13 protein-coding genes and 1 tRNA gene are annotated in these 15,408 nt (G+C 62.0%); 3 read left to right on the top strand and 11 right to left on the bottom strand.

Features of this window, described 5'->3' with window-relative positions; genetic code table 11:
- Positions 1 to 4 precede the first annotated feature (4 nt).
- From BJI47_RS16970 to BJI47_RS16950, 5 genes are all read right to left on the bottom strand, one after another.
- Entirely contained in the window at positions 5 to 1,447 is a 1,443-nt protein-coding gene (locus tag BJI47_RS16970; protein WP_088944804.1) for an SAVED domain-containing protein, read from the bottom strand.
- Positions 1,437 to 1,979 (bottom strand): Mov34/MPN/PAD-1 family protein, encoded by a 543-nt coding sequence (locus BJI47_RS16965; RefSeq protein ID WP_125458741.1) that lies wholly within the window; start codon positions 1,977 to 1,979, stop codon positions 1,437 to 1,439. The genes BJI47_RS16970 and BJI47_RS16965 overlap by 11 nt, the downstream gene beginning before the upstream one ends.
- A complete protein-coding gene (locus tag BJI47_RS16960; RefSeq protein ID WP_088944803.1) occupies positions 1,976 to 3,532 on the bottom strand; it encodes a ThiF family adenylyltransferase in 1,557 nt (518 codons plus the stop codon). The genes BJI47_RS16965 and BJI47_RS16960 overlap by 4 nt, the downstream gene beginning before the upstream one ends.
- An 11-nt stretch (positions 3,533 to 3,543) precedes the next feature.
- The gene (locus tag BJI47_RS16955) at positions 3,544 to 4,389 is read right to left on the bottom strand and encodes a nucleotidyltransferase (RefSeq protein ID WP_217808551.1); all 846 of its coding nucleotides are present in this window, start codon (positions 4,387 to 4,389) and stop codon (positions 3,544 to 3,546) included.
- Positions 4,390 to 4,792: 403 nt separating this feature from the next.
- Positions 4,793 to 5,398, bottom strand: coding sequence for a hypothetical protein (locus BJI47_RS16950; protein ID WP_088944802.1), 606 nt, complete (start codon positions 5,396 to 5,398; stop codon positions 4,793 to 4,795).
- 159 nt (positions 5,399 to 5,557) lie between these two features.
- Between BJI47_RS16950 and BJI47_RS16945 the strand changes: the two genes are divergently transcribed.
- Positions 5,558 to 7,006, top strand: coding sequence for an ATP-binding protein (locus BJI47_RS16945; protein ID WP_176224920.1), 1,449 nt, complete (start codon positions 5,558 to 5,560; stop codon positions 7,004 to 7,006).
- A 646-nt stretch (positions 7,007 to 7,652) separates the two neighbouring features.
- Here the strand turns inward: BJI47_RS16945 and BJI47_RS16940 are convergent.
- The 4 genes from BJI47_RS16940 to BJI47_RS25035 form a co-directional block, all read right to left on the bottom strand.
- Positions 7,653 to 8,711, bottom strand: a complete 1,059-nt coding sequence (locus BJI47_RS16940; protein WP_176224919.1) for a DUF4238 domain-containing protein — start codon at positions 8,709 to 8,711, stop codon at positions 7,653 to 7,655.
- Positions 8,712 to 8,924: 213 nt separating this feature from the next.
- Positions 8,925 to 9,629, bottom strand: a complete 705-nt coding sequence (locus tag BJI47_RS16935) for a hypothetical protein (RefSeq protein ID WP_254900651.1) — start codon at positions 9,627 to 9,629, stop codon at positions 8,925 to 8,927.
- Positions 9,626 to 11,119, bottom strand: a complete 1,494-nt coding sequence (locus tag BJI47_RS16930; RefSeq protein WP_254900650.1) for a hypothetical protein — start codon at positions 11,117 to 11,119, stop codon at positions 9,626 to 9,628. The genes BJI47_RS16935 and BJI47_RS16930 overlap by 4 nt, the downstream gene beginning before the upstream one ends.
- 131 nt (positions 11,120 to 11,250) lie before the next feature.
- A complete protein-coding gene (locus BJI47_RS25035) occupies positions 11,251 to 11,847 on the bottom strand; it encodes a tyrosine-type recombinase/integrase (RefSeq protein WP_368655903.1) in 597 nt (198 codons plus the stop codon).
- 87 nt (positions 11,848 to 11,934) lie between these two features.
- Here BJI47_RS25035 and BJI47_RS25030 point away from each other — a divergent pair, with 87 nt between their 5' ends.
- Positions 11,935 to 12,495, top strand: a complete 561-nt coding sequence (locus BJI47_RS25030; RefSeq protein ID WP_368655902.1) for a hypothetical protein — start codon at positions 11,935 to 11,937, stop codon at positions 12,493 to 12,495.
- Between the two features lie 452 nt (positions 12,496 to 12,947).
- On the opposite strand, the gene BJI47_RS16920 is transcribed toward BJI47_RS25030, so the two are convergent.
- Positions 12,948 to 13,020 (bottom strand) — tRNA-Asn (locus BJI47_RS16920).
- A 189-nt stretch (positions 13,021 to 13,209) separates the two neighbouring features.
- Between BJI47_RS16920 and BJI47_RS16915 the strand changes: the two genes are divergently transcribed.
- Positions 13,210 to 13,458 (top strand): hypothetical protein, encoded by a 249-nt coding sequence (locus BJI47_RS16915; protein WP_088944798.1) that lies wholly within the window; start codon positions 13,210 to 13,212, stop codon positions 13,456 to 13,458.
- Here the strand turns inward: BJI47_RS16915 and dnaG are convergent, their stop codons facing one another.
- Positions 13,459 to 15,390 (bottom strand): DNA primase, encoded by a 1,932-nt coding sequence (dnaG, locus tag BJI47_RS16910; protein WP_088944797.1) that lies wholly within the window; start codon positions 15,388 to 15,390, stop codon positions 13,459 to 13,461.
- Positions 15,391 to 15,408: the final 18 nt, after the last annotated feature.

Genomic DNA, 15,408 nt, shown 5'->3' with positions numbered 1-15,408 from the left:
GCGTCTACGCGTCCACGGTGAATGCGTGAACGTAGTCCTGCCCACCGAGGTGCTCATATACGTGAGTGGTCGTGACGCGGTTCCAGTGGTGGCCCATCAGAACTGCGAGGCCGAGTGGGCCTACGAGGAAAACGTGCAAGGCTCTGGAGCTCGCGTAGCGGCGAGCGACATTGCGGATCTCGACGGCGAGGCTGTTCGCAGCCGCCGGTGTTGGAACTACTTTTGGACCCGTTCCCGTCGACGGGAACGCCGTCACGATGGTGGCGACAGGCAGCTCGGTCCGACGGATCCATTCGGTTGCCTGGCTAGCTGCGTCGTATGAAATGTTGACGATGACCGCAATATCCGGCCCAGCATCGACAGATTCTTCCGTCACTTTTAGAGGAAACGGCGTGGTCGTCTCTTCGCTGGTCCAGATCTGGTCGCTCTGTCGTACGCCGACTTCGTAGCCCAGGACGCTTCGTAGTACTCCACCCACCGTGAATCCGGTGGCCTGTCGCATGTGTCCGCCGACGAGGATGCGCCGGGAGCCGCCGAGCTGCATGGGCACGGTGGCAATGTCGGAAGCCAGCTCGGCCCAGGTATGAGGCGGAGTCGGCGCCACCCGATTCCAGTGCTTCTCCCCCGCGATCCGATCGACCCAGTCGATGCTGACCGCAGCCTGGTCGGCGACGTCGTCGTGCTTGATCGTCGCGATCGACACGGTCGTCCATGGGGACCCGGCGTTCAGACCCAGTACCGTTACGGCGTCCTTGATGTCGTCGAGGGTGAGGTTGCGGTGTCCGGCGATGACCTGCTTTGCAACCCAGTCGGAACTCAAATCGACCGATTTCTCGTCGGACCGCAAACCGTTGGCAGTCATCAGGAGTCCGACATCGCTACGCAAGCTAGGCAGGTCGTACGCGATGTCGAGGTAGAAGTCGTCGAGGAAGGACAACAGGGCTGCTTCGTTGGTGCCGGCTGCAGTTGCCCACGACGCCCGCGCCTTTCCCATGGCACTCTTCGAGCCACCTTCCGCTGCTCGTGGCAGAAGGCGTTTGTCGCGCCCATCGCGTTGCTGCAGTAATAGGTCGGTAGGGTCGCCGGTGCGGTTGGTGGCCAGGCGTAGCTCCACGGCGGTGCCGTCGGCGGTCAAGTTCTTGTGTGCAGTGACCATCTTTCCGAGAATGCCCTCGTCGTCCAGGTAGGACAGCCCAACTGCAATTTTGTTGTCAACGGCGTACTTGACTTGTGTGTAGACGTTCGGGGGCTGTGCTCGGTACCGGACGACATCGTCGACATTGCCGACGCCGGGTGCTTCGACACCAACCGCGACAATCGGATTGTGCATGTTCTTTGTGAGATCTTGATGTAGAGCTTCCATACAGGCGCGCCACGCGTGAAGCCACTGGTAATGATCGCCGGCGATCCTGACGCCACTCGAACTAGGCATTTCGTTAGCGGTCATGATGGGCTCCTGGCGAGTCGGTGTCGGGTGTGGTGAGGACGGCGGTCTGGTCGAATGGTGCTGCGCTGACGCTCGGGAGTGGGCCGGTAAGTCCGATGGTGCAGATTCGGGGCGCGAAGGTGCTCATACGACGTGCGTCCAAGGTGTAGCCGTTGTCGGTTCTGCGTACCACGATTTGCGTGGGGTTCGCCGCCCGCGGTTTCGTCATCGAGAACAGCGCTAACGACGCCAGGTCGGTGGTACTCGGGCCCACGTCGCGAGGGTGGCTGTGCCAGTCCCCGAGGTATCCCAGCCTGTCGTCGATCGCTCGTGCACGCAGCACGGCGGTGTGTGTGGCGCCGCCGGGAATCCAGTAGTGGGACCGGCCGCGATCGGTTGACGCGATCTCGATGGTGGTCACGATCCAAGGGTGTCCATCGGCATAGACACCGATCAGAATGCCTCCGGTCTCGACGGGGTGCGCACGCGTCGCTGCGTCGACCATCGTATTCCGGGCGGACTCGGTGATCCTCAAATGCATGCTGGTGTTCACGGTGTGTCCCGCGGGTCCAATACGCCGGGGCGATCGAATGGTGGCGGCATCGGGCTGAGCACCGTAACGCGTTCGTCGGGTCGCAGGCGGCACCCGGTCAGCAAATCCAGCACAGCGCTGGAAATTTCGGATGCGGCGGTCAGGACCGCGGTGGGAGGGGCATTGTTGACCGGCGCGGTGCATCCGAGTTCTAGAAATCCCGCCATACCCGACGACGAAAGATCCTGCGGCAGTACGTGGTAACGAGGGTCCTTCGGCCGCGCAGCAATCGGGGTGTCGCCGGCCGCTTGTCGCTGCACGCGGACCATCATTCCGTGATGGAAGAGTGCACCAGCTATTAGAGGAATCCCGCGTCGACGGCACACCTCCGCGAGTGCTGCAGTCATCGGCAGCATTCCTGTGCAGTCGACGACCACGTCGACTGTTTCGATCGCTGCGAGCAGTCCGGCTGGGTCGTACGGTAGGTCGGCGTTCTGACTCACGTCGGTCCAGGGTGCGTGTTGCTCGATGACAGCGGCTACCGCCTCTGTCTTGGTGGCACCCACGAAATGGGGTGTACCGACGTGGCGAACAAGGTTGGCAGTGGTCAGGTGATCGCTGTCGTGTAGGTGTATCGCGCCCACACCGCTAGATGCCACGGCGACGGCGACGTGCCCGCCGACAGATCCGGCACCGGCTATCAGGAGTGTCGTTCCGCCGAGCAGCTCAGCGTCAGGGCCTGCGCGTTTCCGCAGCGCCCGTGTGTCGTTGGATGTGGCCGACAACGCCGCCGTGCCCAGCGTGTCACCGTCGCCGGTGATGCCGAGCACGACGGCGTCGTAGTCGTCATCGTGTCGCGGCCAGGCGAGCACGATGAAGTCGTGTCCGCCGCTCGGCTCAGGGAACTGCGAGATTGATCTGTTGGCCAGCCCGTAGGTGAGGTTCGTGCGTTGCCGGCGGGTCAGTGCCGCCCGAACGTCATCGAGGGTGCGCGGTGGTCGGGTGAGGTGGTTGCGGAGGTAGAACGCGCCGGTGAGAACGGGCTTGTCAACCGTGTGCATATTTGGATGGATGCGGTGTTCGATGAGCAATGTTTGACGTTGCACGGTCGCGGACAGCGCGGCAATGAAACCGTTGGTGCCGCGAACGATCAAGTCGTGCAAGGGTAATTCGGCTCGGTAGGTGCTCTGCCCGTCGTAGAGACGGTGCGCGTCGAGTGCTCGATCCTCGGCGTGAAACCCGTCGCGGGCGCCGGTGGCCCACCGGTCGAGACGACCCCATAGTTTGCCGAGCTCGCGGCCGTCTATCTGAGCTGGGTCATCTTCGGCCCACAGACAGATCATGCCTTGTGCATCGTGTTCGGTTCGTAGACCAGGCACGAATACGTGTGCGTAGCGCAGTGGCCACCCAGGAAAGAACTGGATGTGCATTCGGGTGCTGTCCGTGAGGGGCTGCAGGCTCGGCCGAATCGGCCCCGTCCACCGTGGGTACTGCTCGTCTCCTCCGGGCGAAAACCCGGCGTTGACCAGGTCCGAGCAGAACCTATCGAACGCAGCGTCGTCGTAGGTGTCCAACGGAAGTCAGCTCAGCGCTGGCGGAGGCGGTTCAGGGCGAAACCACGAGGCTGGTTGCTGCCCAGAGCGTCGACGGCGGTGATGGACCCGATGGCGAAGCCTGCCGCGTCACATCCATCGGGCAGCGGGAGTATCTGTCCGCGGTCGTTCGTGCCTAAAATATCGCGCCATAGCTTGGCGGCCTGGCATCGCTCTGCGGTGAGCGCCTCGCGCGCGTCGCCGGCCAGGCGCTCGAAGGTCTGACCCGCCGATGTCCACTGCCACGGGTCGAGGGCAGGCTTGAGCGGCGTACCGAGAATGGGATCGGGCAAACCGTCCTGGGCGCTGTCGAGCAGTCGTTGGGCGACGTGTTCCATGGTGGAGGCCAGAAGTTCCGCCCAGGATGTTCCGGTGACCAGTCCTTGTTTCCAGTCGTAATAGGCGGCGATCTCTACGAACAGCCCGCCGGGGCGCTGCCCCTCGAGATGGATGTGTCGTACCTGCCGCAGCAATCGCACGATCGGTCTGTAGCCATTTACTGCGCCGACGGTTGGACTCGTTGGCGCGGTGGCCAATGTGTCGGTGTTATCGGCGAACTGTACGGGGTTGGTCTTGATCCAGCGCCCCTCGTCGTTGTCCCACTGGTCGCGGTCGCGGTTGGGGATTGCCCAGTGGTCGTCCCAGGGCACGGCAGGTACCGCGTCGATCGCGAATGAGACGTCGCTGAAATGGTCCTCGGGATCGGGGAAGTCGATCTTCAGTGACCGCGACTGTCGAGTGATCCGGCCTTCCGGGTCTTCGCCCTTTACACCGTACTTCTCAACTAGAACCCGTTCGACGGCGTTGTAGATCTTCTCCGGGCTGTGCCGTACAGACAAATTCCTGAATCGCAGGAAGACGTCGACGTCCTTGCCCGGGTACCGGGCGGTCTGGCGGGCGTAGGAGCCGATGAGCCTGGTGTCGATGCCCCACCCCCCAGTTCGGGGTCGGCTTCGAGTAGATTCCGCACTTCGGTGTGTGCGGCAATCGCGCGGTCGCGTTTGTCGCCGTGGATGCTGACGTTGCGGACTGCTTGGGCGAACTCGTCGTTGAGTGGATGCATGATTTTTCTTTCTCCCGTCCCTGAAACAAACGATAGGTGCTGGGTCCGACAAACTTCGTTGTATTGACTAGGGACGTTGTGGACGGCGTGGCAGTGATTGGTCTTCATCTCTTTTGAAACGGCGCCCGAAGTCGAAGGTCTCCACCCTCACCCTGCGAAACCAAAGCCAGATGGCGACATCACCGATGGTGAGCGCCTGCCACACCCCGAATTCTCAGGAATTCCTCACCAACCACCCGCAGATCGACTGTCACCGAAGTGCCACCAACGTCCACCGGCGTCCGACCCGGCAAGCGGACGACCAACGTCGTCGGGTCGATATACCGCAGAATCGGCATTGCGTTCGACTCGCCCAAACCATGAGCGCTGGACATGACCATCCAGTGAAACGCGCCGAAGGCGTTGTAGGGCTCGCGAGCGAACTGGTCGATTCGCTCATCGAAGTGTTCGAGTGAGTCCCGGACGCTCCTTGACTTGAGCGGAGAATCATCGGCGACTTTCAACCTCTCTCGCAGCGCTCGACCTCTCTCTGCTCGCCACGGATCACGGTCAAGGCCCGGTATCGGCCAAAGCATCTTGGACGCGAACGCGGCCGCAGAAAGACTCACCGTAATACCTGCCACCAGCTCTACGTCCTTATTGCTTCGATCTGCACGGTCCGGGCGCACCGCAGCCTCGATGAGGCCGATGCCGAAATCGAACAAACTCCCCTGCCGCGCAACTTCTTCCACGTACACGTGGATCGCACCAGCGATGTCACGGTCGTCGTCATCACCGGTGGCCATGACTCCATTATTGCGATGCCTGAGCCACCTGGCTGGATAGGCCACCATCCAGACGCTCAGAACGCCTACTCGACGCCTCCCGGGCAGCAGATCCCTCAATTTGCGACTGGACCGACCTACCAGCCGTTGTGAGTCTTACGACCGATTACGGTGATCCGCGTGGCGATATGGCGTGAACAGTCCCTGGAACAGATCATCGGCGGCCCGCTGGAACTCGACTCCCTGTCGGAGGCCTCCATTCGCGCCGTGGTCGAGGCAGTCCCTGCCGAGTCCGGACTTGTTGAGTTCAAAGCGGCCGGGGCATTCGGCTCACACCCGCGCACCGCGAAACAAGCCGGCGAATGGACACAACAACACGAGCGTTCTAAAGACATCGCCGCGCTTGCCAACGGCACCGGAGGTTTGATCATCTTTGGTGTCACGGACGCTGCTACAGGGAACGACGTCACAGGTCGGATGAGCCCTCTCGACCGCCCCGACATCACCCGCGACGTCGAGCAGTACCGAAAAGACATCCGCACCTGCACCTCCCCGATACCTCTGTTCGATATGTTCGAAGTACCTGCTGCACAATCTGGTTCGTACATCGTCGCCGTCGTGCCGCCCAGCGCACTGGTCCCGCATGCAGTCAAGACCGGTACGAAAGACAAACCAGCATTGGTGTTTCCGGTACGCGCGGTCGGCGACGCCCACACACGCTTCCTAACCGAGGCAGAACTGGCAGACATGTACGCACGCCGAATTCGGAGCGCGGCGGACCGGACCCGTCGCGCGAACGCGCTCTGGGACACCTCCAGCCGAACACTTCGCGACCGCGGCGGGCACGGTGTGTGGGCGGTGGTGTGCGTGAGCCCCGACGCACCCGTCGACGACACACTCACAGTGTCCGCGCGCCGCGAGATCACCGCCTGGAATAACAGACATTCGTTCCCCGACGGCGTAATCGGAATACACGCGCACAGTCTCGACTACCCCTTCCCGGGTCCGGGGTTTGTCGAATACACCCAACTTGTGGCAACCCATCTCGGCACACAAAAACAGGTCGCCGAACCTGGAGCCACCTCGGCATACCGCGCGCTCTACGCCGACGGATCGGGGATCGCAGCAATCAAAGTCGGCGACGAGACCACCACCGACTATTTGGCCCTTACTCTCGACGAGATCATCGACGCCCTGACCACCTGCATCCCACACCTTCTCGACTGGGTTGGTGACCGGTGCGGAACCTGGGGACCGGCCACCATGACGACCTCGCTCGTCGATGTCGACACCGACGCAAACTCCTTCTCGAAACCGGTTCGACTTCAACCCGGAGACACACACTCATCCGTCCACGCGCTGCGGCAAGCGCACAGGCCAAACCCCCGCGTACAAGCGATCGACCTGTCCACCACCACGACGATGCAGGATCGGCTTGCACACACCTATCAAGCCGCCGCCCAGCTGCAGATGTTCGGCCTTATCGAACCGGACCTCCTCGCCCCCGACGGACGAGTCCGCACTGTCGGCTTCGACGGCCGCCACCGGCACCACGTCCAGGACTGGTGCCAACGCCACAACGTGCCGATGGACGCGCAAACATGGCCCGACTCCGTACCGGAAAGTTGAACCGAACAGGGATATGGCTCTTATCGCCGCTGCACCCAACTGGAACGTTGCAAGTACTGGCGCTCGAGGGCTGGGACTCGAGTCAACCCTCGCCGAGTACTCCGCATCCAACTCGTGCAGAGTCAGCAACTGACTTGTAACGTTTCCGGCCCACACCGGCAGGGTCCCGCACTTACGGATGGGAGGCAACGTACGCGAAGGCGTCGTTCAAATTGCGAAAGACGTTGCTGCAGGCGATGGAATCTGGCACCGCGACTGCTTCGTGGTTCGGTTCGAGCCCAGCGGGGATCGGCGCTTCAATGCCTGCATCCCTGGGAGGCTGACTACCAAGAACCATGATCGCTCAGTGGTCGCTACCCGGCATCACTCAACCCGGTACCGACCCCGCTGATCCAGAACCAGACCGGACACAGCGAATGAGCCCCCGCACTTCGAGTCGTTGATGCTGAAATTTCGACTAGAAGAAGGATATTCGCATCGGTAGAGGCTGGCTGCGCAAAAGTATTCTTACGCGTGGTCTTTGTTGGAAGGGCGGATCCGTTTTTCGCCATCGCGGATGATGGCGCGCCCGCTCACATCCGCACATGAATTCGACGCGCAGCCCGGTACCCCGAGTGTGGGCCGCGAGCCGTCGAAACCGGACCTATCAGCTTGCGGGTTGTCGGTCATCTCCTGAGTCTCGGGTAGAGGCAGGTGTTCTTGTACGACGCGAATGGTGCATGGCCTGAACGGTGGCGATAAGTTCTTCGACCCCGCTGGTGTCGACCTCCACCTCGTTCGGTTGGGGAAGATCGTCGGGGACGACATGCGCGTCGTCTGGATGATGCAGGACATGGTGCCGCGCATTGCTGATCGTTGTGTCGTTGAACAGCCTCGCCCACTTGGTCGAGGGAGAGAGGATCGTATCGAGCGTTCCCGCCCAGACATGCTCAACCGCTACCTCCGCCTCGATGATCGGTTGCGGATTTCCCATCAGTAGCCCGATGTGTCGGGTAAGTGGGAACGTGATGCCCCATGCGTTCTTCAACCCGACGCCAATGTTCGGGTCGGCGCGCGGGTGTGGAATGAGGGAAACAGGTGTGTCGCAGGTCAATAGAGTCTTTGTCTCAAATCTGATAAGAGACCATGGCCGCCCGCGGAAGTATTTGATTGTCGCTGGAAGGAGCTCGGTCAGTTGCTGCATGTGAGCTAGCGCCGTCGCGTCCGTTGGGGCAACCCCGGGTTGAGTCGCGAGACGCCACAGCGTGTCCGCCTCGTTCTCGGTGAGGTCGTCGATGCCGCGTGTTCGGGCTGACTCGGCAAGGTTGTCGCGGCCGGCTGCGGCGATGTCGAGGCGGTTCATCGCTGTGGACAACTGCCCTAGATGGTTCCGTTGACTTGGTCCGCGCAAATTCTGCAGCGCGATGAAGGTGGCGAGGAAGTACCGGTCCTCATGGTTCAGCGGCCACGTTCGGTCCACCTCAATCTTCTGGAAGATCTTCGCGGTGGCGTCCTCGATTCGTCCGAACTCGCGCTCGAAGAAATCGACGGGCTGCGTGTCTTGCTCGACGTTGTAGAAGTCGCGCGCGACGGTCGTGCTCTTCGTTGAACGAGTCATACGGATGAGGCCGGGTAGCTTGACCACTCCGATTTGCTTCTGGGTGTTGGCGAACTTGTTCAGGTAGAAGCGTGGAACTGTGTGTTGATTTCTAACGATGGTCGGCACGTTCGGACTGTACTGCTCTGCCCGACGGGTTTGACTGGTGAAGGTGCAGTATCCGAACGTGCGGTATTGGTCCTGCCTGATGTGGTGGGTGTCAAGCAATGCGCATCCGGTGGTCAGGTACTTATGGTGGCTGCGGTCAAGTGCCGCGTCACCGCATTCGAGCCGGTCAAGCGAAGTCGTTCGAGGCAGCCTGATCTGTCGAGAATTCTCGGCCTACAGGTATTCGCGTACCAAGTCTGGATGCCTCGCTCGGAGGTAGATACCGCCGGAGGTGATGCGATCAGCGGCCAGCCAGCTCCACGCCGACCGATCGAACCGGTCCAGTTCCTTCAATGCGTCTGCGACTGTCCATGTGGCTTTTTCGTCGGACCGAAGGACCACGGTGGGGTCGTCCCAGTCGATGGCAGCTGCTTCGGTGTCGAGTTGTCCGTGTGCTGCGATAACCGCGAGATCCGCCTCCTCGTCGAACATCCCGAACTGAACCTGGTGTTGAAACTCCAGGTCTGCAACGAGATCGAAGTTCAGAGCCGCGACCAACCAGCGCCGTGGACTGTCGCGCGAGACCAAGACGGCTGTGATCGGAATCGGTCCTGATTCACTCGACGCGCGGATAGACCCGACGACCAGAGCAATCCGATCGTCTGCGACAGCTATCGGTACCCCTTCGAGCCCGGGCTCACCGTGAACGCCGAGAGTGAACACGTCGTCGTACCGCCCGGCCAACAAGTCTCGCAGCAAAGGCCCCGTGCTCTCACGGGCGATCTGCCATCGATCGCGTCGAGCGACCGCTTGAACAAGAGTGGTGACGGCCGCGATGAGAAGCCCCAGGCGTCGGTCTTCTTTGAAACGGTTGTCCATGCGTCTTCTCGATTGATCTTCGAGGCCTGCCTCAGCGTCGTCACAGTGCTGCGAAGTCATGACATCGCGGTGACATCGAGGTGCATCTTGCCTTCCGCATCGGGATGTTCCTTGTACCCGACGGCTGCGAAAGCATCGTCGACATAGTGCAATTCGATGGTCCTTGCGCCGGAATTGGCAAGTACGTGGGTGATTGTGTGAATCAGTTTCGTCAGCACAGACTTCGGCGTGTCCGGTACCGATTCGAGTACATCGACGACCGCGGTGGTGGAGTCGGCCCATCTCGCTGCCGCGTGGGCGACGAACGGCCGCCCGGCCGCGTTGTTGACGTATGCCTGCAGCCACGCGGCGACATGACCCGACGACATTGCTGCAACGGCCTTGTCAATGTTCAACCCTGCCCTGGCAAGCCATACTCCCGACCTATCGTGCTGCGGTACGTCCGCGACGTAGTAAGCGCGATCGTGGCTGGGGCCGCCCTTCGGCCACGACACATGTACGGCGCCGTCGTCCATTCGTGTACGTGTGCCCCATAACAACATTCCGGTCAGCAGGTTTTCCTGCCAGTTCTCGAAAGTACAGGAAACCAGAGAGCCGGGCGTGTCGCCCGGTGGGCCCGGAAGATCGTCGAATGATTGCGGTAAGTGAACCGACACCGCGAACGTGTTCGGGTTCTTGGACCACATGAAATACACACGGGCAGTGCTTTTTTCGATATGGACGCGCGTGGGACGAAATTTACTGTCTATCACCCCGCGCACCCGAACAAGGCGCATAACACGTCGGGCAGTCTCCCCGGCTGAAGCCGTAAGTTCGGCTGGGTCGAGACCGGTGAACTCGACCCGCCAGCCCCCATCGGCGTCGGTGTTCGGATCCCGTAATCCCTCGGTCTCGAAGAAGGAGCCGACGCGTTCGATGTGCGCTGCCAGCGGAACCGACCGGGCCTCAATCTTGCGCGCAGAGCCGATTCCAGGCCATAGCCGCCTGAAAGTGAAGTTGTCTGGGGCGAGCGTGGGTTCCCCATCCTGCCCGAGCAGCACAACATAAATCCGCTGCTTGAACGAAAAGCTATCTCGTTCGCGTTCCGATGGGTGAAGGTTCCGCACCAGCTCGTAGGCATGGTCGGCCCACCACTCGCCGAGTAGCGCGCGGGTCCACGCTTCGCTTTCAACCTCGGTCACAGCATCGAGGAGATCGCTGCCCGCGGCCGCGCGATCGGGATAGGTCGCCGCGAAAGCTTGTACGTGAATTCGGACCGCCACCGGATTCGAACCTGCAGGGAACGATCCGAGGTTGCCGGCGTCTTGATAACTGTGGCGTAGGTGAATTTTCAGGCCAGGATCTATCAGCGACGGGCCCTCTATCGGGTTGTCGTCCACCGGCCATCGCGGATCGGAGCGTGTGGGACCGCGTGTCGAGGCAACATGGGCTAGCAGTTCTCGATGTACCGCTATTTCTGCGGCGTACCGCGTTGCAATCTCCGCGGTCATGACGAACAGGTCAGGCGGCGCCTGGTGTTGGCCACCGTTGGGGTCAGCGGGCCGAGACATACTTTCTGAGTGTTGTCAGCATCCCGTCATCGTAGACCACTCTGAAGCCTACCGCTGTTCTCAAGTCCGTTTTAGCCACCGAACAGGTAGGCCGCAGACGACAGTGACTGGCACGATGTTTGGCACCACATTCACGCTGGTTTCGATAAGTGAACAATGTTTCGGTGGGTGCAAGCGTTAACGGGGAACGGAGTCGGCGGCTTCAGTCTGCAGGGCGTCTCGCTCAGAACCAATGTTGCACAATGGTATCGAGCGCAGTTCCGCCCAGTTCGCAGGTCACATCCCGATCTTACTGACAGCGTTGCCACCAGTGGTGCGTATTCACGGCGGTAGACCTCGACGGAGTCGAGGCTGGCGTGTCCGGTCTGGCGAGCGATGGCGGGTCCGTCGGCGCCGTTGCGGGTGCCTTGGGTGACGAAGCCGGCGCGGAGCGAGTGTCCACCGAGTTTGGCGAGCGCTGTGGGGTCGTAGTCGGCGTGCTCAGCACGGCGGCGAATGGTCTGGTGGATTGCTGCCCCGGATAACGGCTTGACGCCGAGGTTCCCGTTCTTTGCGACTGCACGGAACAACGGTGAGCGGGCGGCGGTGCGCGGCACTCCCTCGCGGCACACATGACTGCCGAACAGATCGCGTTTGCGGAGCAGGCGGATCACCGACGGCCGTCCGCCGATATTGAATGCTGCTACGACCTGAATCCAGCGGACGTAGGCGCAGGGCGGACAGGTCACGTGAGAGTCTGTGTACGGGAGGGCTTTCACCGTTCCCCGGCCTTCCTGGTCGGTCTTCGACTTCCGCATTCGTACGTGGAGACCGTCGTGCCGGTGCACACTGACGTCCCCGCACGCAAGCTCCGAGAGTTCGCTGCGGCGGAACGCGCCGGCGAACCCGAGCAGCAGGATCGCCGAATCCCGGCGTTCGTGCACCTCGTCGGCCCAACCCTTGCACCGATCCCGTGCCGTCTCGACAAGGAGTTTGATGTCCTCGACCAACAACGGTTCTCGCGGGCTGCGCGGGCGGTCACCTGCCGCGGCGTACTCGCGTCGGATCCCGGACAAGGTCGCAGTCACGATCTCGTGGGCCGACGGGGACAGATGTCCGGTGGTGCGGTGCTGGTGGTTGGTCGCCGTGATTCAGGTACCGAAGGTGGCGACAGCGTAGGCGCGCTTCCCTGTCTCGTTCCGGGTGTCGACGGCGTCGACGAGATACGCGGCGACTGTGACCGGATGCGCCGGCAACGCGGCATGCCCTTCCCGGTCGCACCACCCGGCGAAGCGTCACCACCCGGCGGCGTTGTACGCCGAGTCCCCTCCGACCGTGACGATTCGACCGCTTTCGCGATCCGCTTGGCCACGCCGGCGGGATCTCCGGCTCCGTAGTCGTCGACGCAACTCCCGCAGAGCCCACTGAAGAGCTCACCGCAGGTGTTCGGCATGGTCGGAAATCCATATCGGCAGCCGAACGCACGTCACCGACACGCTTGCACAGCAAAACCGTGCTGAACTGGCGTTTCGGTAAAGATGGCGCGGAAAATGCAATTTACGTTGCCTTCGGCAAACACCAAAAGTTGTGCTCAGTTAGCGCCCCTGCTCCGCACCAAGATGAACGTGTCGAACAGGTTCATAGGCGCCCTAATCCGTTGGTGGACTTCGACCGTCCGACTAGTCGGAGTTGCGCTCCGAACGTCGGTGGTCCCATGCACACTCACCGACGCACAAGTAGCCAAAAAATCTCGTGACAACTTGTGACAATCCGTGACAAACGAGACCTAGAAACAAGAAAGACCCTCCGACCCAACGGGTTAAACCGCAGTTCAGAGGGCCTATCACTGCTCCCCCGGCTGGACTCGAACCAGCAACCGTCCGATTAACAGTCGGAAGCTCTGCCAATTGAGCTACAGGGGATTACTTCACGGCGTCACACTCTCGTGTGCGCCGAGAGAAACCATAGCGCACACCCCCATGGGAGTACCAAATCGCCCTGGTGGAGCCGAGTCAGGCAGGATGGTGGAACGCGCGTAGAGGTAGGTGGAGGGTCGCCTACGTCAATGATCGCCAAACACTGATGACCAGCAACACTGTGGGAGGACTTTGATGATCCGTTTGGTTCTGGCTGCTGGAGCGGCGTACGTACTCGGAGCCAAGGCTGGTCGTGGTCGCTACGAGCAGATCCGTAAGACCGCTGCGGCCGTCGCCGGCAGTCCGGCTACGAAGAAGGTTCTCGATGTGAGCAGGCAGAAGCTGTCGGACTCGTTGAATACGCAGCCGAAGCTCGAGCCCATGAAGACGATCGACGACGAATCGCAGCTGTACATCCCGCAGGATCAGCTCCGCAGGAAGTAGCTAGCCGGCGGCTGAATCGTCCTCCACGTTGCCGATGGCCTGTTCGAGCAGGCTTCGCCGGTACTGTTCGAGGGCGATGACGTCGCCGAGCAGTGCGTAGTACTCGTCCGGGTTGTCCTGCGGTGACATCCGCTGCATTTTCGATTTGAGTTCGGCAACCTGCTCACCGACCCACACTTCCTGCAAGCGAGCCATCACGCCGTTCGTGTAGCGGGTCAGTGCGATGTCGGCGACGGGTATGTGTTCGACGGCCAACTCCATGACGAGTGACTGCACGACCGGGCTCTCCGCGCGTTTGGCGACGGCGTCGACCCATTCCCCTCCGCCGAGCCCCGCAGCGGTGCCGCCCGCGGCTGTGACGGCCGCGCTGACGGCCGCGTAGGCGGGGTGTGTGAATGTCTCCGGGGGCAACGAATCGAACACGGAGCCGGCGATCGACGGGTTCTGCAGCGCCGACTTGAGGGCTTCGCGCTGCGGCCACAGCGCGGGATCTCGCGGTTGCGGTCGCGGTGGGCCGGCCGGTACTGCCGGCTTCGGCTCCTGACGCTTCTCGAACGGCACACGCTTGCTGTTGGCGTCTCCGCCGCCCCGAGCGATCCTCTTGGCTTCGTCCCGCACTCTGGCGAGCACCATCGCGGTGTCGTCCCAGCCGGTCCACCCGGCGAGCTGGCGGGCGTACTCGTCGCGCAAGGAGCCGTCCTTGATGCGGGCGACAACGGGAACCGTCCGCTTCAGAGCTTCGACGCGGCCCTCGGGGGTGTCCAGATCATGTTCGCTCAGCAGCGATTTGACGACGAACGCAAACATCGGTGTCCGACGCGCCACCAGATCGCGCACCGCAGGATCGCCGGATTTCTGGCGTAACTCGCAGGGGTCCATCCCGTCGGGGGCGATGGCGACGAATGTTTGGCCGGCGATCTTCTGATCGCCTTCGAAGGCTTTCATCGCGGCTGCTTTTCCGGCTGCGTCGCCGTCGAAGGTGTAGATGACTTCGCCGCGAAAGTAGCTGTCGTCCATCATGAGTCGACGCAGCATTGCCAGGTGGTCTTCACCGAAGGCAGTACCGCACGATGCGACGGCGGTCTTGACGCCGGCCAGGTGCATTGCCATGACGTCGGTGTAGCCCTCGACGATGACGGCCTGGTGCGACTTGGCGATGTCCTTGCGTGCCATGTCCAGCCCGAACAGCACCTGGGACTTCTTGTACAGCATGGTTTCCGGGGTGTTGATGTACTTGCCGGGCATGGTGTCGTCGTCGAAGAGCTTTCGTGCGCCGAAGCCGATGACGTCGCCGCTTTGACTGCGGATCGGCCACACCAGGCGGCGGCGGAATCGGTCGATCGGGGTGCCGCGCTTGCCTGGCGTGGCCAGGCCGGCGTCGATGATCTCCTTGGCCTCGAAACCTTTGCTCAGCAGATGCTTGGTGAGGGTGTCCCAGCCGTCGGGGGCGTATCCACACCCATAGGTGAGTGCGGCTTGCCCGTCGAAGTCGCGTTCGGTGAGGTAGTCCTGTGCGGCCTGCGCGTCGGGCTCGCGAAGCCGTGCAGCGTAGAACTCCTGCGCGGCAGCGTTGGCCGCGATCAGCCGTGCGCGTGTGCCGCGATCCCGCTGTACCGACGGCCCGCCACCTTCGTAGTTGATGGAGTAGTTCAGCCGGTCTGCGAGCTGCTCGACGGCTTCAACGAACGAAATGTGCTCGATCTTCTGCAGGAACGAGTAGGCGTCACCGCCCTCGCCGCAGCCGAAGCAGTGATAGTGCCCATGGTTGGGGCGCACGTGGAACGACGGAGACTTCTCGTCGTGGAACGGGCACAGCCCCTTCATGGAATCGCCGCCCGCGCGCTTGAGCGAGACGTAGTCACCGACCACGTCCTCGATTCGAGTGCGTTCGCGGATGGCGGCTATGTCTCGTTCAGGAATTCGGCCGGCCACACCGGGCAGTCTAGTACC

This window comes from Rhodococcus sp. 1168, assembly GCF_002091955.1.
In the GTDB taxonomy this organism is placed as follows: domain Bacteria; phylum Actinomycetota; class Actinomycetes; order Mycobacteriales; family Mycobacteriaceae; genus Rhodococcoides.
Note: the sequence above shows the minus strand (reverse complement) of the source record. Positions and strands in the feature narration are given on the sequence as shown.